Source organism: Lacinutrix sp. MedPE-SW (assembly GCF_001874145.1).
In the GTDB taxonomy this organism is placed as follows: Bacteria; Bacteroidota; Bacteroidia; order Flavobacteriales; family Flavobacteriaceae; genus Lacinutrix.
This window is the reverse complement of sequence record NZ_MPCX01000002.1, coordinates 272,211-295,047: the sequence shown is the minus strand read 5'-3', so window position 1 is coordinate 295,047 and position 22,837 is coordinate 272,211. Positions and strand designations below refer to the sequence as shown.

At 31.9% G+C, this 22,837-nt stretch carries 21 protein-coding genes; 13 read left to right on the top strand and 8 right to left on the bottom strand.

All coding sequences use genetic code 11. The features are described 5' to 3' along the window. Positions 1-3 precede the first annotated feature (3 nt). Positions 4-2,844 (bottom strand): sialidase family protein, encoded by a 2,841-nt coding sequence (locus BM549_RS03610; protein ID WP_290469006.1) that lies wholly within the window; start codon positions 2,842-2,844, stop codon positions 4-6. 195 nt (positions 2,845-3,039) lie between these two features. On the opposite strand from BM549_RS03610, the gene BM549_RS03605 reads away from it, so the two are divergent. Next, on the top strand, positions 3,040-4,332 hold the full coding sequence (locus tag BM549_RS03605) for an aminopeptidase P family protein (protein WP_290469005.1): 1,293 nt from the start codon (positions 3,040-3,042) through the stop codon (positions 4,330-4,332). A gap of 136 nt (positions 4,333-4,468) precedes the next feature. Here the strand turns inward: BM549_RS03605 and BM549_RS03600 are convergent, their stop codons facing one another. The 6 genes from BM549_RS03600 to brnQ all read right to left on the bottom strand — a co-directional run bounded on the left by BM549_RS03600 (position 4,469) and on the right by brnQ (position 9,563). After that, on the bottom strand, positions 4,469-5,797 hold the full coding sequence (locus BM549_RS03600; RefSeq protein WP_290469004.1) for an aspartate kinase: 1,329 nt from the start codon (positions 5,795-5,797) through the stop codon (positions 4,469-4,471). Between the two features lie 260 nt (positions 5,798-6,057). Then, positions 6,058-6,447, bottom strand: coding sequence for a cupredoxin domain-containing protein (locus BM549_RS03595; protein WP_290469003.1), 390 nt, complete (start codon positions 6,445-6,447; stop codon positions 6,058-6,060). Positions 6,448-6,478: 31 nt separating this feature from the next. After that, entirely contained in the window at positions 6,479-7,015 is a 537-nt protein-coding gene (locus BM549_RS03590; RefSeq protein WP_290469002.1) for a carboxymuconolactone decarboxylase family protein, read from the bottom strand. 25 nt (positions 7,016-7,040) lie between these two features. After that, a complete protein-coding gene (locus tag BM549_RS03585; protein ID WP_290469001.1) occupies positions 7,041-7,187 on the bottom strand; it encodes a hypothetical protein in 147 nt (48 codons plus the stop codon). 242 nt (positions 7,188-7,429) lie between these two features. Further along, complete coding sequence (locus BM549_RS03580; protein ID WP_013869819.1) at positions 7,430-8,269, bottom strand: AraC family transcriptional regulator; 840 nt, start codon at positions 8,267-8,269, stop codon at positions 7,430-7,432. Between the two features lie 7 nt (positions 8,270-8,276). Beyond that, positions 8,277-9,563, bottom strand: coding sequence for a branched-chain amino acid transport system II carrier protein (brnQ, locus tag BM549_RS03575; RefSeq protein ID WP_290469000.1), 1,287 nt, complete (start codon positions 9,561-9,563; stop codon positions 8,277-8,279). Between the two features lie 35 nt (positions 9,564-9,598). Here brnQ and BM549_RS03570 point away from each other — a divergent pair, with 35 nt between their 5' ends. Further along, positions 9,599-10,378 carry an alpha/beta hydrolase gene (locus BM549_RS03570; RefSeq protein ID WP_290468999.1) on the top strand — a complete coding sequence of 260 codons (780 nt, stop codon included), beginning with the start codon at positions 9,599-9,601 and terminating at the stop codon, positions 10,376-10,378. 54 nt (positions 10,379-10,432) lie between these two features. Further along, positions 10,433-10,711 carry a hypothetical protein gene (locus BM549_RS03565; RefSeq protein WP_365336924.1) on the top strand — a complete coding sequence of 93 codons (279 nt, stop codon included), beginning with the start codon at positions 10,433-10,435 and terminating at the stop codon, positions 10,709-10,711. On the opposite strand, the gene thiL is transcribed toward BM549_RS03565, so the two are convergent. Then, complete coding sequence (gene thiL / locus BM549_RS03560; protein WP_290468998.1) at positions 10,708-11,754, bottom strand: thiamine-phosphate kinase; 1,047 nt, start codon at positions 11,752-11,754, stop codon at positions 10,708-10,710. The two genes, BM549_RS03565 and thiL, sit on opposite strands and share 4 nt — an antisense overlap. Positions 11,755-11,930: 176 nt before the next feature. Between thiL and BM549_RS03555 the strand changes: the two genes are divergently transcribed. The 10 genes from BM549_RS03555 to sufD all read left to right on the top strand — a co-directional run bounded on the left by BM549_RS03555 (position 11,931) and on the right by sufD (position 22,739). Continuing rightward, a complete protein-coding gene (locus tag BM549_RS03555) occupies positions 11,931-13,496 on the top strand; it encodes a choice-of-anchor B family protein (RefSeq protein WP_290468997.1) in 1,566 nt (521 codons plus the stop codon). A gap of 42 nt (positions 13,497-13,538) precedes the next feature. Beyond that, positions 13,539-15,020, top strand: coding sequence for a choice-of-anchor B family protein (locus BM549_RS03550; RefSeq protein ID WP_290468996.1), 1,482 nt, complete (start codon positions 13,539-13,541; stop codon positions 15,018-15,020). Between the two features lie 2 nt (positions 15,021-15,022). Beyond that, positions 15,023-16,372 carry a hypothetical protein gene (locus BM549_RS03545; RefSeq protein ID WP_290468995.1) on the top strand — a complete coding sequence of 450 codons (1,350 nt, stop codon included), beginning with the start codon at positions 15,023-15,025 and terminating at the stop codon, positions 16,370-16,372. Continuing rightward, positions 16,372-17,154, top strand: a complete 783-nt coding sequence (locus BM549_RS03540; protein WP_290468994.1) for an MbnP family protein — start codon at positions 16,372-16,374, stop codon at positions 17,152-17,154. The genes BM549_RS03545 and BM549_RS03540 overlap by 1 nt, the downstream gene beginning before the upstream one ends. Before the next feature lie 6 nt (positions 17,155-17,160). Then, positions 17,161-18,219, top strand: a complete 1,059-nt coding sequence (locus BM549_RS03535; protein ID WP_290468993.1) for a cytochrome c peroxidase — start codon at positions 17,161-17,163, stop codon at positions 18,217-18,219. Between the two features lie 129 nt (positions 18,220-18,348). Continuing rightward, entirely contained in the window at positions 18,349-18,678 is a 330-nt protein-coding gene (locus tag BM549_RS03530) for an iron-sulfur cluster assembly accessory protein (protein WP_290468992.1), read from the top strand. Positions 18,679-18,695: 17 nt separating this feature from the next. Further along, a complete protein-coding gene (gene sufB / locus BM549_RS03525; protein WP_013869808.1) occupies positions 18,696-20,144 on the top strand; it encodes a Fe-S cluster assembly protein SufB in 1,449 nt (482 codons plus the stop codon). Positions 20,145-20,177: 33 nt separating this feature from the next. Beyond that, positions 20,178-20,591, top strand: a complete 414-nt coding sequence (locus BM549_RS03520) for a hypothetical protein (protein ID WP_290468991.1) — start codon at positions 20,178-20,180, stop codon at positions 20,589-20,591. A 4-nt stretch (positions 20,592-20,595) separates the two neighbouring features. Beyond that, complete coding sequence (gene sufC, locus BM549_RS03515) at positions 20,596-21,348, top strand: Fe-S cluster assembly ATPase SufC (protein WP_290468990.1); 753 nt, start codon at positions 20,596-20,598, stop codon at positions 21,346-21,348. Between the two features lie 77 nt (positions 21,349-21,425). Continuing rightward, positions 21,426-22,739 (top strand): Fe-S cluster assembly protein SufD, encoded by a 1,314-nt coding sequence (sufD, locus tag BM549_RS03510; protein ID WP_290468989.1) that lies wholly within the window; start codon positions 21,426-21,428, stop codon positions 22,737-22,739. The last annotated feature ends 98 nt before the right edge of the window (positions 22,740-22,837 follow it).

Sequence of the window (22,837 nt, the reverse complement as noted above, 5' to 3'; positions counted from 1 at the left end):
TATCTATTCTATTTCAAAACCTTTAGTTACACCATTAATTGAAATTATATATTTTCCTTTAGGCAAGTAATATTTACCATTTTTTGCTTTTTCAATATCTATTGTTGTGTTTTCTTTTAATAATTTTTTACGTCCTTTTTCGGTTAAAGTAAGATCGTATTCTACATAATTAAAACCTTTATTAACGTCTACATCTATTGTTTGCAATACTGAATTTTTATCGCTTCTAATTTCGATAGTTTTTTTAGCTTCTTCATTAGAATAAAACGTTAAAGTATTTGAAGGTTCGTAAGGTTGCATCCATTTACTCCAGCTATTTCCCCAACGGCGACTACTTCTAATTTTTTCAATATTAAAAATAGTTAACGACTGGTTTTTTACCGATGCGTTCATTTCCTGAAGCGGCTCTACATTAGTTTTGTAAATGCTTCTACCGTGAGTTCCCAATAACAAATCATTAGACTTTTCATGTAATACTATATCGTGTACTGCTACTGCTGGTAAGTTTTTTGAAAATGCTTCCCAAATTTCTCCTTTATTAAAGGATACATAAGCACCATTATCTGTACCTAAATACAATATGTTTTCGTTTTTAAAATCTTCGCGAACAACATTTACTGCAGAAGCTGGAATATTTGAAGCTATAGACGACCATGTTTTTCCATAATCTTCAGACTTATAAACGTAGCTTGTAAAGTCGTCCCAACGGTAACCGTTTAGTGTTAAGTAAACACGTTCTTTTTTGTGTTTTGATGCTACTACTCTACTTACCCACAAATCTTTTGGTAATCCCTCAGAAATATTTGCCCAACTGCCGCCTCCATTTTTAGTAACATGCACCAAACCATCATCACTACCAACATAAATTAAACCAAATTCAAAAGGCGATTCGCTAATAGAAGTCAATGTTCCATAAGCTACGTTTCCTTTTTTACCACCATTAGTTAAATCTTTAGAAATTGCTTTCCAATGCTCTCCTTTATCTAGAGACCTCATTAATTTGTTACCACCTAAATATAATATATCTTGGTTATGACGCGATAAATGTATTGGTGTTTGCCAGTTAAACCTATAAGGACTTTCGCCCAACTCATGTTTTGGTTGTATGTATTTTTGTTCTCCTGTTTCTCTATTAATTCTATAATAGTTACCAAATTGATAACCTGTGTAAACAATATTTGCATTACGGTTATCTATTTCTATTTGCATACCGTCGCCACCCATTATTGACTCCCAAGGATATTGTCCGTTTTGATGCCAAGCTCTATTTTGAGGCGCATTGTGTGCACCAACCCAAACACCGTTATCTTGCAAACCACCGTACACGCGATATAGCTCTTGGTTGTCTACATTAATTGCATAAAACTGCCCAACACTATTTACGTTTAGTTTTTCCCATGTTTCACCATCATCGTAAGACATGTTTAAACCGCCATCGTTACCGTTTATTAAATGCCCAGATACTTTTGGGTTTACCCATAATGCTTGATGATCTGCATGCACGTTTTCTTTACTAATAGATGTAAAAGATTTCCCGCCATCTTTAGATTTTAAAATTGGAACTCCCATTATATAGATACCGTTTTCATCTTGAGGATCGACTCTAATTTCTCCAAAATAGTAACCATACGAATAGTATACATCGTCTAAATAATCGTCGTGTGTTTTACTCCATGTTTTTCCACCATTTGTACTTTTATAAACTTCGGCTCCAATTACAGGCGTATCAAATAACATAGAATTAGCATCTTCAAGATAGTTGGCTAAATCTACAGGTTTTACATTACCACTACGTACCATTTGCTTTACATTTTCAGCGCGATACTTTTCCTGAAAATTATTCATTTTTAAAAATCCGTTTAACTTTTTATCATCTAAAGCTAAAAAGGTTTCTGTACTCATGGTTTTAAACTCTTCTTTTTTAAGTCCGCGAGTTTCTTCTTTTTTATTATTTTCTTTTCTTCTAAATTGACTATCATGAAAAGCATATAATACATTATCGTTTGAAACTGCCAAACCTATTCGCCCAACACCATTTCCTGTTGGAAAACCACTTTCTTTAGTTGATATTCTCTGCCAAGTTTCACCAGCATCTATACTTTTAAATATTGCTGAATTATTTCCGCTACCATCAAAATTCCAAGCTTTTCTATCACGTGTCCATGATGAAGCATAAAGAGTATTAAAGTTATTTGGCGACTGTTGCACATCTATAATTCCACTATTTTCATCTACAAACAAAGTTTGCTGCCATGTTTTACCACCATCTTTTGTTTTATAAATGCCGCGTTCTTTATTTGGAGAATATAAATGACCCGTTACACCAACCACAACTTCATTTACATTATTTGGGTTTATTAAAATACGCCCAATATGGTGAGAATCTGGCAAGCCAACATGTTCCCAAGTTTCACCATGATTTGTAGATTTTAAAATACCTATTCCTGCGTAAGATGAACGCGAGCTGTTATTTTCTCCTGTACCAACCCAAATAGTTCCAGACTGCCAATCTACTACAATATCACCTACATTTTGAGTTTGAGCATTATCTAAAACAGGAGTAAAAGAAGATCCGTTATTTTTTGTATACCACAAACCTCCAGAAGCATAACCTACATAAAACTCTGAAGTATTATTTGGGTTAACATCTATATCTACCACACGACCACTCATTACTGTTGGCCCAATATTTTTAAAGGCTACATTTTTAACCAATGACGATTCTGCCATTAGCTTCTTTTTGGCAAGCGCTTGTTTTACAGTATTAGAATTTGTTGCTGGTTGTTGCGCTTGCGCTTTTAAAAAGAAAGCAAGCAAGACAGTTAAAAATAATTTAAGTTTCATATTGATGTTTTTTTAAGACCTTGAAGGTAATCATTCTGTTAAATATGAACAAAACCGAAACTCTTTTTGGTAATAAAATGTTATTTTTGACACTCCGGCAAGCTTAATTCAAGCTTCTTAGTTTTTCCGCTTGACGGAGAAAAATTAAAACACTAATTAAATTCCCGGTTTCAAGGGAATGAAAACTATTTTTTCATGAAATACCACAAAATAGACAGTAGCCTTTTTATTAAAAATCGTAAAAACTTTGCGCAACAAATGCAGCCTAATAGTCTTGCTATTTTTAACTCTAACGACATATATCCTGTAAGCGCAGATAGTACTTTACCTTTTGCACAACATAGAGATATATTTTATTTAAGTGGCGTTGACCAAGAAGAAAGTATTTTAGTAATTTTTCCAGATTGTCCAAATCCTAAAAACCGTGAAATTTTATTTTTAAAAGAAACAAATGAGCATATTGCTGTTTGGGAAGGCGAAAAGTTAACTAAAGATGCTGCTTTTTCTACTAGCGGAATAAAAACAGTTTACTGGCTACAAGATTTACATAAAGTTTTAGCCGAAATAATGTCTCAGGCAGACACTGTATATATAAATACAAACGAACATTATAGAGCTAATGTAGAAACTGAAACTCGCGAAGCCCGTTTTACTAAATGGCTTAAAGATAGATATCCTGCACACCGCGTAGCCAAAAGCAACCCAATATTACAGCGTTTACGCTCTGTTAAAGATCAAATTGAATTAGATTTAATGCAACAAGCCTGTGATATCACAGAAAAAGGCTTTAGAAGAATATTAAATTTTGTAAAACCAGATGTTTGGGAGTATAATCTTGAAGCTGAGTTTATGCATGAGTTTTTAAATAACCGATCTAAAGGTTTTGCCTACACACCCATAATTGGCTCTGGTAATAACGCTAATGTTTTACATTATATAGAAAACAACCAACAGTGTAAAGCTGGTGATTTAATTTTAATTGATGCTGGCGCAGAATATGCAAATTACGCTAGTGATATGACACGTACCATACCTGTTTCAGGAAAATTTACAGACAGACAAAAGGCTGTTTATAATGCCGTTAATCGTGTAAAAAATGACGCAACTAAAATGCTAGTCCCTGGAACTTTATGGGCAGAATACCATATTGAAGTTGGTAAATTAATGACTAGCGAATTATTAGGGTTAGGTTTACTTGATAAAGCTGATGTTAAAAACGAAAATCCAGACTGGCCTGCTTATAAAAAATACTTTATGCACGGTACAAGTCACCACATTGGTTTAGACACGCATGATTATGGCATTTTAACAGAGCCTATGCAAGAAAACATGGTTTTTACTGTTGAACCAGGTATCTATATTCCAGATGAAGGTTTTGGTATTAGATTAGAAGATGACGTTGTAATACAAAAAAGTGGAGAACCTTTTAATTTGATGAGAAATATTCCAATTGAAGCAGATGAAATTGAAGAGCTTATGAATAAATAAAGCCTAACTTATTTAAAAAAACCTCTTTTTAGAGGTTTTTTTGTGCTTTATATTAGCTACAAAATATATAAAACCTCAAATACAAATGTAAATGAGGTTTTATATATTATATGTCGTTTTCTATTTTAATACAAGTTTAAACTAAAACGCCTTCGTTTTCAAAAACGTAACGCTGTAATTTTTGAAGCGTTTCAATTTTATCACTAGTTTTAATTAATAGTGAAATATTGTTATTACTACCTCCATAAGAAATCATTCTCACGTTAACATCTTGTAATACTTGAAATAAATTTGGTGTATCTGGATGGTAAATAATAGCATTCCCTACTAAACACACAATACTCATATAATCGTCTACCTCAACTGTTGCAAAATGATCTAACTCTTCTACTATTGCAGACAAATGCGTAGTATTATCTACTGTTAAAGATACAGCTATTTCAGACGTTGTAATCATATCTATAGCTGTTTCGTAGCGTTCAAAGATCTCGAATACTTTCTTTAAAAAACCGTGTGCCAGTAACATTCTAGCAGATTTTATTTTTATCGCTGTAATACCATCTTTTGCTGCTATTGCTTTTATGCCTTCTCCATGAATTTGATTTGTAATTAATGTACCATGTGCTTTAGGAGACATTGTGTTTTTTAAACGTACAGGAATATCTAAAGCTCTAACAGGCATTACGGTTTGTGGGTGTAATATTTTTGCTCCAAAATATGCTAACTCTGCAGACTCATCAAAAGATAAATTAGAAATGGCATTTGTATTTTCTACAAATCGCGGATCGTTATTATGAAACCCATCAATATCTGTCCAGATTTGCACTTCTTTTGCATTAAGTACAGCACCAATTATTGTTGCCGTATAATCACTACCTCCTCGTTGTAAGTTACTTATATCACCTTCTGCATTTCGGCAAATAAATCCTTGCGTAATATAAATATCTGCATTTGGAGTTTCGCCCATTATTCTACTTAAATTTTGCTGGATATAAAAGTTGTCTGGCTCATTGGTTTTATCAATTCTCATAAAATCTAAAGCAGGCAATAATGCTGTTTTTATGCCTTCTTGCATTAAATATCTACTAAATATATAGGTAGACAATAATTCGCCTTGAGCTACAATTTGATTATATAATAAATTAGTAAATTCACTATTTACCAATGCCTCTAACGTATTAAATACATCGTTTACATAAACAAAAACTGTTTTATAAAGTTTTTGGTTTGTTATTAGGTTTTTAATAGTTGTATTATAATTATTTCTAAGATTGTTAACAACAATTAAAGCCTCGTCTTTATTTTTGTTTTTTATATGCTCTGAAATTTTTACTAATGAATTAGTAGTACCAGACATTGCAGATAATACTACTATTTTTTTTTGCTCATTATTAATTATTTCTTTTACATGAATCATGTTCTCTATAGACCCAACAGACGTTCCTCCAAATTTTAATACTAACATTTCTCTCTATTTTATGTTACGAAACTACTGTGCTAGCGTGAATTAAAAATAAAAATGAAAAATATATACTACATTTTTACAATTTGTTAAATAATTAACATAATTAAAGCAATTACTACTTATTCTATAGAAATAATAGTAAAGTTACATGCATTAACAGAAGATACACAAGCACCTATTAACGTATGAAAATCTAAATTTTAAATAAAAAAAGCGAGACTCTACGAGCTCGCTTTTTTACTTAAAAACTATATGTTTAATTACTCCACAACTAAAGTGTATTGTGGTGTGTTATTATAAGGACAAAAGTATTTATACTTACCTTTTGTTAAAGTTACTGGTTGTGAAGATTCTGTTTTACCATGTTTTACTAATTGGGATACATATGCTTCTTTTATATGGTTTTCTGGGTTTGTACCATCTTTTCCATCTTGAATTAAAACTAGTCCTACTTCTGGAGATGCATTATTATTTGTTACTTTAAAAACATACGTTCCTTCACTTAAGGTTAAACTTTTTTGAGTAAATGCTCCTGCTGTTTCTTCTAAGTTTACAGTTTTTACTGCTTGTTTATTACTCATTGTATCTTGCGCATTTACATTAAATGCTGCTACTATTGTAAATACTAAAATGGTTACTACTTTTTTCATTGTTTTTGGTTTTAATTTATAATTTTCTTGTTTATACTAAAGCTTCTGCTTGTGGAAAATCTACAGGTACCTCTGTTGTTTTATGCAAGTAATTAGTGATTGTTATTTCTCCTACTAATGTTATTGCATCTACTAAATTCTCTTTTGTATATCCTGCATTAAAAAAAGAATTTACAATTACCGCTTCTGTAGCTCCTCTATTTTCTGCTATGTTTTTAGATAGTTTTGCTAAACTTTCTAGTTTCGAATCGAAACTTGCTTTTCCTTGACGAAGTTCTATTATTTCACTATCTGAAAAGCCATTCATTTTTCCTATTGCTGTATGTGCTGCTAGACAGTATTCGCATTGATTTACTTGACTAACTGCAAGGTTTATAACCTCTTTTTCTTTAACTGAAAAGGATGTTTTTGAATTTGAAAAATTCAAGAAATTACTTAGCGCGTTTTCACTATACGCCATTGTTGCATATAGGTTTGGTACAAATCCTAATCCTTTTTCTAATTGATTAAATATCTCCTGATTTTTTTGAGAGACTTCGTTTTTTGTTGGTACATTAAATGTGCTCATAATTTTATTTATTTTATTGATTTATTTATTTGTTGTTGGTAATTGTATTACAGTAAAAGTCATGTAATTGTTGAGATTGACAGTGTTCTTTTTTTGTTACAAATTTTGATATGGTTTGCTTTGCTTTTGTAAAGGTTGCTATTAAACTAAATAGCGATGTATGTGGTTTCATTTTTACATTGTTTTTTGTTACACTACAAAGGTGCGACACAAACAGGCTTGTTAAAATGGACAAAAGTTCCTTATGCTTGGACAGTGATTATTATTTACGTTTTACTAGAGTTTGGTACCGGTAATTTTGCGTGAAGGATGGCAGTGGCATCCTTTTTTTGCTTGCCTATATGGCAAAAAAAGATATAACGTACAGCCTGACCTAAATGATGCTTCTGCTCATTTTGGACACGCCATTATAAATTAATAGTCTTTTCTAAATTGTAATGGTGATTTTGATGTGGCTTTACTAAAGTACCTGCTAAAGTAGGCAGAGTCGTTAAAACCTAAACTATAAGCTATTTCTTTTACAGATTGCTTAGTGTATATTAATTGACGTTTTGCTTCTATTATTATTCGGTTTTTTATAATATCGCTTGGTGTTTGAGCGCCAATTTTTTGAAAATTTTTGGTGAGTGATTTTGGTGATATTCCTAGGCGTTTTGCATATTCTGTTACAGAGTGTATTGTTTTATAATTTTGTTCTAAGATTGTACTAAAATCTTTAAAAAGCCTGGTTTCTATATTTTTATCTACTGGATAGTTTTCACTTTGTATGCGAACTGAATGGATAATGAATTGCTTTAAATAGCTTTGCAGCATATCATGTTGAGCAGTGTTAACGTTTTTAAATTCTTCTATTAAACTATCGAGTATAAAACTTAGTTTTTGAGTATCGCTTTTACATGGTTTAATAAAAGGCACCTTATATACATTGTTAAAAAGTACACCATTACATGATACTTCTTTATCATGTGTTTGTATGCAATAAAAATCTTTTATAAAGGTAATTTTATAGGCTTCTTTTATACTTTCGTTTTCTACAGAAAACACTTGTCCTGGAGACAGAAAAAACAGTACATTTTCACTAAACTCAAAACTTTTAAAATCTATATTATAAAGTCCTTTTCCTTTTTTTATCCAATAAATACTATAAACATCTACTTGTTCTGGTTTATTTACAACACAAGCTTTATCAAACTGGACCACACTTAATGAAAAAATATCTTTAAATGTATATGTTTCTATATCTTGTAATGCCACTTGACTTTTAATTAGTTAGTGACTTAGTCGAAAAATTTTTAATATTTAACACTAAAAATATAATTACTGCAGGCATAACCCAACCCAAGCTATATTTCGCCATAGGTATTAGGTTTGTTATTTGTTCTAATTTTTGCGGAGATGATACAATAAACTTTAAAAAGTCTGGTATAGAGAATAAAAAAGTTACCAAAACAACACCTCTAAATACTAGCTTAGATGTATATTTTACTGATAGAACATTTAATAAAATTAAAATTATAGTTATTGGGTATATAAACATTAATGCAGGAAGAGCAATATCAATTATAAAACCAACATTAAATTTACCAACAATAACACCAAGAATACAACCTAAAAAGGCTGTAATATAATATGCTGTTTGAGATTCTTTAAATAAGCTTTTAACATAATCTGCAGTTCCTGTTACAATACCTATTGCAGTAGTAAAACATGCTAAAGACACTAAAACACTTAAAAATATAGTACCTACATGACCCAGTGTTTGAGTGCTTAAACTAGACAATATTTGTGTTCTTGAAGATGCCTCAGCAAATGTAGTATTATATAGTGAGCCGCATAAAATTAGTCCTGTATATATTATAAATAAACCTAATCCTGCCACAAATCCGGACTTTTTAATGAGTTCTTTTTTCGCCTCGAAAGCACTATAACCTTTTAATTTTAAAGAAATAACAACAACACTCCCAATAACTACAGCACCAATAGCATCGAATGTTTGGTAACCTTCTAACAAACCACTAATTATTGGTGTTTTAAAAGATGATGGGTTTACAACTACTGGAGCAGAAACAACACCTACTACAATAATAGATAGTAAAATTATTATTATTAATGGCGTTAAAAATTTACCTAATAAATTTATAACTTTTGAGCGATTAATTACAAATAAGAATACCAACGAAAAATAAAGACCACTGGTAAGCAAAGTACTGGTATTAAAAAAAGGAGCTATCGCCATTTCATGAACAACAGAAGCTGTACGTGGCGCTGGTAAAGAAATAGATATTGCGTAAACAATAATACAGTATACAGTACTAAAAACTGGAGATACTTTTTTACCAAAATCGTACATTGTACCTTGCAATCTCGCATGTGCAAGTATACCAAATATTGGGATTATAACTGCCGTAATTACAAAACCCAAAGCAACAAGTAGCCACTGCTCTCCTGCCTGTACTCCTAAAAAAGGAGGCAAAATAAGGTTACCTGCTCCAAAAAACATTGAAAATAAGGCAAAACCAACAACTAATATTTCTTTCGTTTTATTCAAAAGTTAACATGTATTTTTGTCGAATATAGTTAATTATGATTTTAGAATATAAAGGCATTAATATTTTTTATACGGATACAGGTAATGGACCTGCAGTAATATTACTTCACGGTTTTTTGGAAGACCTCACTATGTGGAACGACTTAACACCACAACTCTCTAAAAAAAATAGAGTTATTTCAATAGATCTTTTAGGACACGGAAACACAAATTCTTTAGGTTACATACATACTATGGAAGATATGGCAGTAGCTGTTCATGCGGTTATAAAATATTTAAACCTAAAAAAATTAATATTTATTGGGCACTCTATGGGCGGCTATGTCGCGCTTTCATTTTCTAAGCTATTTCCAAAACATGTAACAGGACTATGCTTGCTTAATTCTACTTTTAAAAGTGATACTAACGAAAGAAAAGAACTAAGATTAAGAGCCAACAAAATGGCACAAAATAATTTTGAAAATTTAGTGAAAATGAGTTTTGCCAACTTATTTAGTGCCCAAAGTAAAATTAAATATAAAGAAGACTACATTAAAGCATTAGACATTGCATTAAAAACATCTTTACAAGGTTATATGGCTGCTAATGAAGGCATGAGACAACGAGAAGATTTTTCAGATTTCTTTGCAAATGCATCGTTTAAAAAATTAATTTTATTAGGAAAAAAAGATACATTAATTGATATTAATTCAATTGCTAAATATGCTGAAAATCAAAATATTGAATTACACCTATTTTCTGAAGGACATATGAGCTATATCGAGAATAAAGTAGATTTTATCAAACAATTAGTGCATTTCGTCGAAAAAAAATAGCTATTGGTCGGATATATCGGTTTTTTTATTTAAGTTTAAACATCAGAATTTAAAATGATGAAACAAACAAACCAAAAAACAGCGATTATTCCTCATTTTCTTTGCAGTGTATTAGGACACAAATATGAGGTTTCAAGACAAGTTACCTACCACGTAAAGGAGTACAAATGTAAAAAATGCAGCAAAGAGCTTACTACAGATTGTAATGGAGATTTAATAGAATTAACACCTAAGTATAGAGAAATCAATTCTATTTTATCAAGAATTCATTTAAAGCGACAAGCAAGAATTAGAAGAGAAGAATTACTTACTGCTTATAAAATGAGTTCTTAACTATCAAAATTTTTCCAACCTTGAGCAGTTATAGGAATTTTTGTTTCTGCTCTTGTCACTAAATTAGCACCTATATTTTCTTCTGTCATAAAACCTATAACAGTAAGATTTGGATTTGCTTTAATTTTAGGGAAATCTTTTTGAGAAATAGTCATTAATAACTCATAATCTTCTCCTCCATTTAAAGCTACGGTAGTACTATCTATGTTAAATTCTTCGCAAGTAGAAATTACTTGTGGATCTAAAGGTATTTTATCTTCATATAAATCGCAACCTACTTTACTGGCTTTACATATATGTAAAATTTCAGAGGATAAACCATCACTTAAATCAATCATAGAAGTTGGTTTAACATCTAAATCTTTTAAAAGCTTAATAATATCTTTTCTCGCTTCAGGTTTTAATTGACGCTCCATTATATAAGTATAAGCATCTAAATCTGGTTGATTATTTGGGTTAACTTTAAAAACCTCTTTCTCTCTTTCAAGAATTTGAAGTCCCATATAAGCACCTCCTAAATCTCCCGAAACTACAAGTAAATCATTTGGTTTTGCACCACTTCTATATACTACATCTTCTGGTTTAACTTCACCAATTGCTGTAACAGAAATTAACAAACCAGAGGTTGAAGACGTAGTATCTCCGCCAACAACATCTACATTATAAATTTTTGCAGCTAAAGCTATTCCTTCATATAATTCTTCTAATGCCTCCAAAGGAAATCTATTAGAAACCGCAACAGATACAGTAACTTGTTTTGCTTCTGCATTCATAGCAAAAACATCAGATAGATTAACAACAATAGCCTTGTAACCTAAATGCTTTAATGGTACATAACTCAAATCGAAATGTACACCTTCCACCAACATATCTGTTGTAACAACAGTTTGTTTATTCTTAGCATCTAATACAGCGGCATCATCTCCAATACCTTTTATTGTGGAATTATGTTTAATTTCAAATTGTTGAGTTAAATGTTCAATTAATTTAAACTCACCTAATTCGCTTAAAGGTGTTAGCTGTTGATTTTTATCTTCTATCATAATGCAAAAATATAAAAAGAAGTAGTGAAAAACGATAGATTTTAAAGTTTATAAAAATCAATTTTAAAACTTAAAAACTATTATATACACTTGACACACATGCTATTTAACACTCAAAAAGTGCGTTTTATCGTTTTTTTATACTAATTTCGCTTAGCAAATTTAAAAAAATTCTAATGCAAAAAAGCTACATTTTAACACTATTGTTTATTAGTTTCCATTCTCTTTTTTTAGCCCAAACTCCATGCGATGCTACAACAGGAATGGCTGGCATTTATCCTTGTGATAATTATGATTTAATGTCTAATATTCCTATTTCCATTTTAGCTACTACAGACGGCACTCCAGAAGGAAGTGATATTTGGGGCTGGACAGATCCATTAAACAATAATGAGTATGCTATTATGGCAACAACAAATAGTACAGCTTTTGTTGATATAACCAACCCTGTTAACCCTATTTTTTTAGGCAGAATAGAATCTACTAATAACGCTAATAATTTTTGGAGGGATGTAAAAGTTTACGACAACCATGCATTTATTGTTGCAGATGGCGTTGGCAACCATGGTATGCAAATATTTGATTTAACTATACTAAGAGATGGACCAAATCCCGATTTAACCTACACCTCAGATCCTTTAGATGGTAATGTAATAACCTATACAGGTGATAATGGTGGATTAAACATTGGTAGTTGTCATAATATTGTTATTAATGAAACTGCTGCTACAGCATATTTAGTAGGTTGTGGTGCTGCAAATGGCGGACCAATTTTTATAGATATTTCAAATCCGCTATCACCAATAACTACAGGAAGTTATTCTGCTAGCGGTTATACTCACGACGCTCAAGTAATTACTTATAATGGTCAAGATACCAATGCAGAAATTGCAGGAGTAAGCAGCTATGTAGGTCGAGAAATATTAGTTGCTGCAAACGGTGCAACCGGTGGAGGAACAGATAAAATTGTTTTAATAGATGTAACAGATAAAAACGACCCTAAATTTATACAAGAAGTAGTGTATCCACAAGCAGGATATGCTCATCAAGGCTGGTTTACAGATGACCATAGATATTTTATAATGGGAGATGAATTAGACGAATCTGGTTTAGGATCTAATACAACTACTTTTGTTTTTGATATGCTAGATCTAGACAATCCTGTTTTATCTTCTACCTATGTCGCTCCATTTGATGCTATAGATCATAATGGCTATGTTAAAGGAAACGAATTTTATTTAGCAAACTATCGTGCAGGCATGAGAGTTTTTGATATTACTAACATCTCAAACACTAACGATGCAAATCCATCGACTACAGCAGACAACAATAATTCTATGACAGAGATTGGGTATTTTGACACATACCCAAGTAGCAACAGCACAGCTTTTAATGGCGCTTGGAGTATTTACCCTTATTTTCAAAGTGGAAATATTATTATAAGTGACATTGAAAGTGGACTTTTTGTAGTTAGAGAAAGTAATACTTTAAGCAACCCAAACTTTCAACTGGCTAACAACTTTACAATTTCTCCAAACCCAACAACCTCAAATTCAATAATTAAAGGAACCAAAAAAAACATAATCAACAGTGTAGAGATCTACAATATACTAGGTCAAAAAGTATTTAATAAGAACAATATTAATAATGAAACATTCGTTCTACCAGTAAAAAACTACCGTTCTGGAGTTTATTTAATTAAAATAAATAGTAGAATAACAAAAAAACTTATTGTAAAATAAGCCTTGTTGTTTTATAAAAAAAATTATCTGTTATCAACAACTATGAAAAAACAAATAAATTACATTTCAAAACTTGCCATACTATGTTTTACACTAACTTTTTTTATAGCAATAGCATCAAGTTGCTCTAGTGATGATGATAATACTACACAAGCATTTAGTGACCAAGACGGCGATGGAGTTAGTGACACATTAGACAATTGTCCAGAAACAAGTAATCCAAACCAACTAGATAGTGATGATAATGGTATAGGTGATGTTTGTGATGACCGTGATGGCGATGGTATTGTAGACAGTGAAGATAATTGCCCAAACGAGCCTAATCCAGATCAATTAGACAGTAATAATAATGGAATTGGTGACGCTTGTGAAGATAATATACAACCATTATTTCCATGTATTAATGGTATGGCAGGAGAGTTTCCATGTAATGATTACGATTTAATGGCAACCCTTTCTATTGCTGAAATGGGAGCTGCAGGTTCTGGAAACGATTCTTGGGGATGGACAGATCCATTAAACGGAAAAGAATATGCTTTAGTTGGCACCTCTTCAGGCTCTGTTTTTGTAGACATTTCAAACACTTCTCAATTAACAGTTGTAGGCATATTACCAACAGCTACAAGTAATAGTAGCTGGAGAGATATTAAAGTTTATAATAATCATGCTTTTATAGTTAGCGAAGCTTCAAATCATGGAATGCAAGTTTTTGATTTAACACGCTTACGCAATGTAACTAATGCTCCAGAAACTTTTACACCAGATGCTCATTATACCGGTTTTGGTAGCGCACACAACATTGTAATTAACGAAGATAGTGGTTATGCCTATGGTGTTGGTACAACAACATTTAACGGCGGACCACACTTTGTAAATATTCAAAATCCAACAAATCCAGTCGCTGCTGGTGGATATGCAAATGGAGGCTATTCGCACGATGCACAAGTAGTTACTTATAATGGCCCAGATAATAACGCCGAAATTCCAGGTGTTAGTTCTTACATAGGTAGAGAAATTTTAATTGGCAGTAATGAAACAGAAATTGTTTTAGTAGATATAACAGATAAAGCAAACCCAATAGAAATATCTACTATAAGTTATAATAACGTAGGGTACACGCATCAAGGTTGGTTTACAGAAAATCAGCAATATTTTATTTTAGGAGATGAGTTAGATGAACAAAATTTTGGAGGAAACACTAGGTCTTTAGTATTTGATTTTTCAGACTTAGACAACCCAACTTTTCAAATGGAATATTTTGGCCCAACCTTAGCCATAGACCACAATGGTTATGTAAAAGATAATATTTACTACCAGGCAAATTATCGAGCTGGTGTTCGTATGATAGATATTACAAACATAGGCTCTAACACTATGACAGAAGTTGGTTTTTTTGATACTTATCCAGGTAGCAATAGCGCTAATTTTAATGGTGCGTGGAATGTGTACCCATATTTTGAAAGTGGCAATATACTTATTAGTGATATTGATAGAGGTTTATTTATTATTAAAAAGAGCAACTAATTATGAATTTTAAATTCATCAAAACATCTTTAATATTAGTACTTACTATCACTTTTTTTAATTGCAAAAATGACGACGACAACGCAATTCCAACAAGTACTAATACCATTACTGGAGAAATAGATTTTATTAAAAATTACGGAGGTTCTAAAAATGAAAGCGCCCAATCTGTTACTAACACCTTAGATGGTGGTTATGCAATATTAGGCTATACACAAAGTACAGATGGCGATATTATAGATAAAACTGATGATAATTTTGATTTCTGGGTGTTAAAATTTGATAGCGAAAGCCAAATACAATGGAACAAAACTTACGGCGGTTCACAAGACGATAGAGGAAAAAGTATCATTCAAACCCAAGATGGTGGTTTTGCCATTTTAGGCTCTAGCTTTAGTAGTGATTTAGATGTAACTCAAAACGCAGGTCAGGAAGATTATTGGTTAGCAAAACTTGATAACTCTGGAAATATAATCTGGCAAAAATCTTTTGGTTTTTCTGGAACAGACTCTGGTATAACCTTAATTCAAACAAACGACAACGGTTATTTAATTTCTGGTGTTTTAGACGTAACAGCCTCTAATGGCGAAGGAAACACATCAAGGAACAATAACAGACATGCAGGTGGAGATTACTGGACAATAAAACTTAACGCTTTAGGAGAATTACAATGGAGCAAATATTTTGGAGGCCTATTTACAGACACTCCAGAAGGAATTGTAGAAACTAATGACAATGCATATATTATTGCGGGAGGTTCAGATAGTGATGACACAGACATTTCAAACAACAAAGGTTCTTATGATTTTTGGGTTATTAAAATCTCAAATACAGGAGATTTAATATGGGAAAAATCTTTTGGAGGCAGCGAAATAGATGAAGCTAGAGCAATAACAACATCTAATGACGGCAATTATATTATAGCTGGAGATACCAGAAGTAGTGATATTGATGTAACTAACAATAACGGAGCCGCAGATTTATGGTTAATCAAAATTTCTCCAGAAGGTCAATTACTTTGGGAAAAAACCTTAGGAGGCACAAGCTTTGATGTTGCTAGAGATATAGTAAAAACTCAAGATAATGGCTTTTTACTTTCTGGAAGTTCGCGAAGCTCAGATGGCGACGTTACAATCAACCAAGGTCAAAATGATGCTTGGGTTGTAAAAGTAGATAGTGAAGGCAATATAGAATGGCAACAAACCGTTGGAGGTTCTAACATAGATTTCTCGTATGGTGTAGCCCAATTAAACGACAAAACAATTGTAGCAGTTGGAGACACAACAAGTGACGATGGCGACATTACAGAAAACAAAGGGTTTTCAGACCTACTTTTAATTAAAATAAAATAATGAAAAAAATCTTTTCTTTACTAGCAATAATAGCTGCTTTAACATTCTCATCTTGTAGTGATGATAACGATGATAATATCACATTAAATACCGAAGCACAAACAACATTTAGTTTTAAGCACACCTGGAATGATACCGAAGTTACAAGTGCAGATTTCAACACGATTCAATATACAAATGAAAATGGCGAAATGTTAAGTATAGAAAGACTTCGATACGTAATATCAGACATTACATTTTCTCGAGATGGTCAAGATGATATTGTTTTTGATATCTATAATCTAGTAGATGTTACAAACAATAATAATACGACATTAAGTTTAGATGAAAATATTCCTACCGGTGTGTATACCAATGTTTCATTTACGTTTGGTTTAGATAATGAAGATAACGCCGAAAATTATATAGATTTAAATACCGAAAATTTTAATGTACCAGAAATGCTTGGTGGTGGCTATCATTATATGCAATTTGATGGTAAGTTTATAAACTCAAGCGACGCAGAACAAGGATTTAATTACCACGCTATTCGTGCAGTAGATAATCCAGGAATGAACCCAACATTTCCTCAAGACACTTTTTTTGAAGTCAACCTAGGTGCAGTAACAATTACAAACAATGCCACTTTTCAAGTCCAAATGAATATTGCCGAATGGTTTAAAAGCCCAAACTTATGGGATTTAAACCAATACAACCAAATGCTAATGCCAAATTCTACAGCACAAATAATGATGTATGAAAATGGAGCTTCAGTATTTAGTTTAGAAAACATAATACAATAAGCAAAAATGAAAAATTGGCTCCTATTTTTAATTTTAGTTCTTGTCTTTGCTTGTTCAAGTGACGACAAAACCGAAACTTATGAGCCAACACCATTAGCTTTAAATATTCCCGAAATTTTTGAGCAAAACATTATTTCTCCAGTAATACCTAACAATAATCCACAAACAGTTGAAGGTGTTGCCTTAGGTAAAAAATTATTTTTCGACAACAAACTCTCTGGAGACGAAACCATGTCTTGTGCTTCATGCCACTCACCACAATTAGCATTTACAGATAACACAGCAACTAGCGATGGTATAGATGGTATTTTTGGAACCAGAAACGCCATGCCTTTATTTAATTTAGCATGGAATTATGGTGAACGTTTCAATTGGGATGGCCAAGCATTAAGTTTAGAAAGACAAGCATTAGAACCAGTACAAAACCCAATAGAAATGCATGCTAATTGGGAAGATGTTGTTTTAAAACTTCAAAACGACCCAGACTACCCAGAGCTTTTTCGTCTAGCCTTTAAAACTTCAACAATTACAAAAGAACTTGTAACAATGGCTATTGCACAATTTGAACGTACATTAATTTCTGCCAATTCAAAGTTTGATAAATTCTTATTAGGTCAAGCAACACTTACACCTCAAGAACAAAATGGTTTAAATGTGTTTATGGACGAAACTCGTGGCGATTGTTTTCATTGTCATGGCAGCCCTAACAATCCATTATGGACAGATAATATTTTCCATAACAATGGCTTAGATGCTAACTTTACAGACCTTGGTTTGGGAGCAGTAACTGGAGACTCAAATGATAATGGTAAATTTAGAAGTCCATCTCTAAGAAATTTAGCCTACACAGCACCTTATATGCATGATGGTAGATTTAACACATTAGATGAGGTCATAGAATTTTACAGTACAGGCTTGCAAGATTCTCCAACAGTAGATTCATTAATGAAAAAACTTGATCAAGGTGGCGTAAATTTAACCACACAAGATAAGGCAGATTTAAAAGCTTTTTTACTATCACTTTCAGACCCATCTTTTCTTACCAACACAGATTTTCAGGACTAATTTTTTTAAAAAAAAACTGCAATAAAAAATTACTATAAAACCATATGCTAATATAATGTTAGGTTATATGGTAAAAAGGGACTTAAATTGTATATTTGCAACCTATTTAGATAAAGTCTATATACGAATATGATAAAAGTTTCTGATACAGCTAAAAAGAAAGTCGTTGAGCTAATGAGCGACGAGGGCTACAATGCAACCACAGACTTTGTACGCGTTGGCGTAAAAAGTGGCGGCTGCTCTGGTTTATCTTATGATTTAAAGTTTGATAAAGCACAAGAACAAGACGATAAAGTTTTTGAAGATAATGGTGTAAAAATCATAGTTGATAAAAAAAGTTTCTTGTACCTAATTGGTACAACACTAGAATATTCTGGTGGATTAAACGGCACTGGTTTTGTGTTTAATAACCCTAATGCAAACCGAACTTGCGGTTGTGGAGAAAGTTTCTCATTATAAAATTGAAAGAGCGAATTATGTCGAAGTACACAGAAGACGATTTAAGAGAAGAACTTAAAACCAAAGAATACGAATACGGTTTTTATACAGATATAGAATCTGAAACATTTCCTGTTGGTTTAAACGAAGATATTGTTAGAGCAATTTCTAAGAAAAAAGAAGAACCAGAATGGATGACAGAATGGAGACTAGAAGCCTTCAAGGTTTGGAAAGAAATGGAAGAACCAGATTGGGCTAATGTAAACTACCAAAAACCAGATTTTCAAGCAATTTCTTATTACTCTGCTCCCAACAGTAAACCTAAATACGATAGTTTAGATGAGGTTGATCCAGAATTACTAGCAACTTTTGAAAAGCTTGGAATTTCTATAGACGAACAAAAAAAGCTAGCCAATGTAGCAATGGATGTTGTTGTAGACTCAGTTTCTGTAGCAACAACCTTTAAAAAAACATTAGGTGAAAAAGGTATAATTTTTATGAGTATTTCTGAAGCCATTAAAGAGCATCCAGAACTTGTAAGAAAACACTTAGGAACAGTTGTACCAACTAAAGACAACTTTTATGCAGCATTAAACTCTGCAGTATTTAGTGACGGTTCTTTCTGTTACATACCTAAAGGTGTACGTTGCCCAATGGAACTATCTACATACTTTAGAATTAATCAAGCAGGAACAGGACAGTTTGAAAGAACACTTGTAGTTGCAGACGAAGGTAGTTATGTATCATATTTAGAAGGTTGTACAGCACCAAGCCGTGATGAAAACCAATTACACGCAGCGGTTGTAGAGCTTATTGCTCTTGACGATGCAGAAATTAAATACAGTACAGTACAAAACTGGTATCCTGGAAATGCAGAAGGAAAAGGTGGTGTTTTTAACTTTGTTACAAAAAGAGGTTTATGTGAGAAAAACGCAAAAATTTCTTGGACTCAAGTTGAAACTGGAAGTGCAGTAACCTGGAAATATCCTTCATGCGTATTAAAAGGTGATAACTCTGTAGGTGAATTTTACTCTATAGCAGTAACAAACAATTACCAACAAGCAGATACAGGTACTAAAATGATTCATTTAGGTAAAAACACTAAATCAACCATTATATCAAAAGGTATTTCTGCAGGTAAATCACAAAACTCATACCGTGGATTAGTACAAGTAAGTTCTCGCGCAGAAAATGCACGTAACTTTTCACAATGTGATAGTTTACTTATGGGTAACGAGTGTGGCGCACATACGTTTCCATATATAGAAGCAAAAAATAAAAGCGCCATGATAGAGCACGAAGCTACTACAAGTAAAATTGGTGAAGACCAAATATTTTACTGTAACCAACGTGGTATAGACACAGAAAAAGCTATTGCATTAATAGTAAATGGTTTTAGTAAAGAAGTGTTAAATAAATTACCAATGGAATTTGCAGTAGAAGCACAAAAGCTTTTAGAAATTAGCTTAGAAGGTTCTGTAGGATAATTAAAAACTAACCAGATTTATTATTTTTTAAATATGAAAAAAGTTTTAATACTCCTTTTATGTGTTACAGTGTTTACAAACTGTAAAACAGATGCAAAACAAGTTGAAACAACAACTATAGATGCAGATGGTGTAGATAGATCTCAAGCAAAAGACGGCTTAACAACTCTAAGTGGAGAGTTTTCATTTTATGGAGATGCCGCTGTTTTACAAGTAGGAAATAGCTCTATTTACGGCGTAGTTATTAATAATAAATCAAAGGAACTAAACAAAATGAGCGAACCTTTTAAAGAAGAAGCTACAGATGGTGTTTTAGTACAAGTTAGAGGTAAGTTAATACCTAAAAAAGAAGGCGAAGAAGCTTGGCCATACAGTATAGATATTAAAGAAATTATTAGCGTTAAAAAACAAGACGCTAAAAAAGAAGTGATTAAAATAGGAAAATAAGACTATGTTACAAATAAAAGATTTGCACGCAAGTGTTGAAGACAAATCGATTTTAAAAGGCATTAACCTTGAAGTAAAACCAGGAGAAGTACATGCTATAATGGGACCAAATGGTTCAGGAAAAAGTACCTTAGCTTCAGTTATTGCTGGAAAAGAAGAATACGAAGTTGAAAAAGGTGAAATTTTACTAGATGGTGAAGACCTTGAAGATTTAGCTGCCGAAGAGCGTGCACATAAAGGTATTTTCTTATCGTTTCAGTATCCTGTAGAAATTCCAGGTGTTTCTGTTACAAATTTCATGAAGACTGCAATTAACGAAACACGTAAAGCAAAAGGTTTAGAAGACATGCCTGCTAAAGACATGCTTAAAATGATTCGTGAAAAATCTGAATTATTAGAAATAGACCGTAAGTTTTTATCACGTTCTTTAAACGAAGGATTTTCTGGAGGAGAAAAGAAACGTAATGAAATTTTTCAAATGGCAATGCTAGAACCAAAACTAGCAATCTTAGATGAAACAGATTCTGGTTTAGATATTGATGCTTTACGTATTGTAGCAAATGGTGTTAATAAACTAAAATCTAAAGATAATGCTGTTGTTGTTATAACACATTACCAACGTTTATTAGATTATATCGTACCAGATTTTGTACATGTTTTATACAATGGGCGTATAGTTAAATCTGGTGGTAAAGAATTAGCACACGAATTAGAAGAAAAAGGATACGACTGGATCAAAGAAGAAGTGAACTCGTAAAATTAGTAACCAGTTAATAGTTACACTAAGCAGTTGTTTAACTGTAATAAAAAACTAAAAACTGAAGACTTAACAACATGGATTTAAAAGAAAAATTAGTATCATCTTTTTTAGCATTCGAAAACACAATCGATGTAGACTCACCTGTTCATGATATAAGAACAGAGGCAATAAAAACTTTTGAGACTACAGGCTTTCCTTCAAAAAAAGATGAAGCTTGGAAATACACATCTTTAAAAAGTATTTTAAAAGAAGACTATAGTGTTTTTCCTAAACAGCAAAATGCATTAGACTATAAAGAAATACAAAAATACTTTATACACGATATAGATACTTATAAAATTATTTTTATTGATGGTAAATATTCATCTCACCTATCTCATGTAACACATGATGGTATAGATGTTTGCTTAATGTCTTCGGCTTTAAATAAGCCAAAATATAGACCTGTAATAGAAAATTATTTTAATAAAATTGCACCTAAAGAAAGTTTAACCTCTTTAAACACTGCATTTTCAAACGAAGGAGCATACATACACATTCCAAAAAATAAATTGGTAGAAAAACCAATACAAATTATACATTTCTCTACAGGAAATGAAGCAGCATTAATGCTTCAGCCTAGAAACTTAATTGTTGTAGACGAAAACTCACATGTGCAAATTATAGAACGTCACCAAAGTTTAACAGAAAACCCTGTATTTACTAATAGCGTTACAGAAATTTATGGTAATAAACGAGCAATAGTAGATTATTATAAAATTCAAAACGATAATAAAAATGCCTCATTAATAGATAATACTTACGTAGACCAAAAAGAGCAAAGTCATTGTTTAGTTCATACTTTTAGTTTTGGTGGAAAAATTACACGTAATAATCTAAATTTTTATCAAAACGGTGAGCGTATAGATTCTACAATGAAAGGTATTACTATTATTGGAGATAAACAACATGTAGACCATAACACATTAGTACACCATATCGAGCCAAACTGTGAAAGTCATCAAGATTATAAAGGTATTTTTAGTGATAATGCAATAGGTGTTTTTAATGGAAAAGTAGTTGTAAATAAAGAAGCACAAAAAACAAATGCATTTCAAGCTAATAACAACATATTATTAAGCGACAAAGCTACCATAAATACAAAACCACAACTTGAGATTTTTGCAGACGATGTTAAATGTTCTCATGGTTGTACTATTGGACAATTAGATGATAGTGCATTGTTTTACATGAAACAACGTGGTATTCCAGAAAAAGAAGCTAGAGCATTATTAATGTTTGCCTTTAGTAATAATGTATTAGACTCAGTAAAAATTCCAGAACTTAAACAACGTATAACTAAATTAATTGCCAATAAATTAGGTGTTAATATTGGTTTTGATTTATAAAATTCTGAAAAACAGAAATTATATAATTCTGAAAATAATTAAAAACTGTTTCTAATATTTAGAAACAGTTTTTTTATGCCTTTCACTCAATCAAAGAG

What these genes read in the sequence shown, in the direction of transcription:
- BM549_RS03610 (WP_290469006.1), bottom strand. Translation starts at nt 2,844, where the DNA reads ATGAAACTTAAATTATTTTTAACTGTCTTGCTTGCTTTCTTTTTAAAA.
- BM549_RS03530 (WP_290468992.1), top strand. Translation starts at nt 18,349, where the DNA reads ATGATAAAAGTTTCTGATACAGCTAAAAAGAAAGTCGTTGAGCTAATG.
- BM549_RS03570 (WP_290468999.1), top strand. Translation starts at nt 9,599, where the DNA reads ATGATTTTAGAATATAAAGGCATTAATATTTTTTATACGGATACAGGT.
- BM549_RS03540 (WP_290468994.1), top strand. Translation starts at nt 16,372, where the DNA reads ATGAAAAAAATCTTTTCTTTACTAGCAATAATAGCTGCTTTAACATTC.
- BM549_RS03565 (WP_365336924.1), top strand. Translation starts at nt 10,433, where the DNA reads ATGATGAAACAAACAAACCAAAAAACAGCGATTATTCCTCATTTTCTT.
- BM549_RS03585 (WP_290469001.1), bottom strand. Translation starts at nt 7,187, where the DNA reads ATGAAACCACATACATCGCTATTTAGTTTAATAGCAACCTTTACAAAA.
- BM549_RS03535 (WP_290468993.1), top strand. Translation starts at nt 17,161, where the DNA reads ATGAAAAATTGGCTCCTATTTTTAATTTTAGTTCTTGTCTTTGCTTGT.
- sufB (WP_013869808.1), top strand. Translation starts at nt 18,696, where the DNA reads ATGTCGAAGTACACAGAAGACGATTTAAGAGAAGAACTTAAAACCAAA.
- thiL (WP_290468998.1), bottom strand. Translation starts at nt 11,754, where the DNA reads ATGATAGAAGATAAAAATCAACAGCTAACACCTTTAAGCGAATTAGGT.
- BM549_RS03545 (WP_290468995.1), top strand. Translation starts at nt 15,023, where the DNA reads ATGAATTTTAAATTCATCAAAACATCTTTAATATTAGTACTTACTATC.
- BM549_RS03520 (WP_290468991.1), top strand. Translation starts at nt 20,178, where the DNA reads ATGAAAAAAGTTTTAATACTCCTTTTATGTGTTACAGTGTTTACAAAC.
- BM549_RS03555 (WP_290468997.1), top strand. Translation starts at nt 11,931, where the DNA reads ATGCAAAAAAGCTACATTTTAACACTATTGTTTATTAGTTTCCATTCT.
- BM549_RS03595 (WP_290469003.1), bottom strand. Translation starts at nt 6,447, where the DNA reads ATGAAAAAAGTAGTAACCATTTTAGTATTTACAATAGTAGCAGCATTT.
- sufD (WP_290468989.1), top strand. Translation starts at nt 21,426, where the DNA reads ATGGATTTAAAAGAAAAATTAGTATCATCTTTTTTAGCATTCGAAAAC.
- BM549_RS03605 (WP_290469005.1), top strand. Translation starts at nt 3,040, where the DNA reads ATGAAATACCACAAAATAGACAGTAGCCTTTTTATTAAAAATCGTAAA.
- BM549_RS03590 (WP_290469002.1), bottom strand. Translation starts at nt 7,015, where the DNA reads ATGAGCACATTTAATGTACCAACAAAAAACGAAGTCTCTCAAAAAAAT.
- BM549_RS03550 (WP_290468996.1), top strand. Translation starts at nt 13,539, where the DNA reads ATGAAAAAACAAATAAATTACATTTCAAAACTTGCCATACTATGTTTT.
- BM549_RS03600 (WP_290469004.1), bottom strand. Translation starts at nt 5,797, where the DNA reads ATGTTAGTATTAAAATTTGGAGGAACGTCTGTTGGGTCTATAGAGAAC.
- sufC (WP_290468990.1), top strand. Translation starts at nt 20,596, where the DNA reads ATGTTACAAATAAAAGATTTGCACGCAAGTGTTGAAGACAAATCGATT.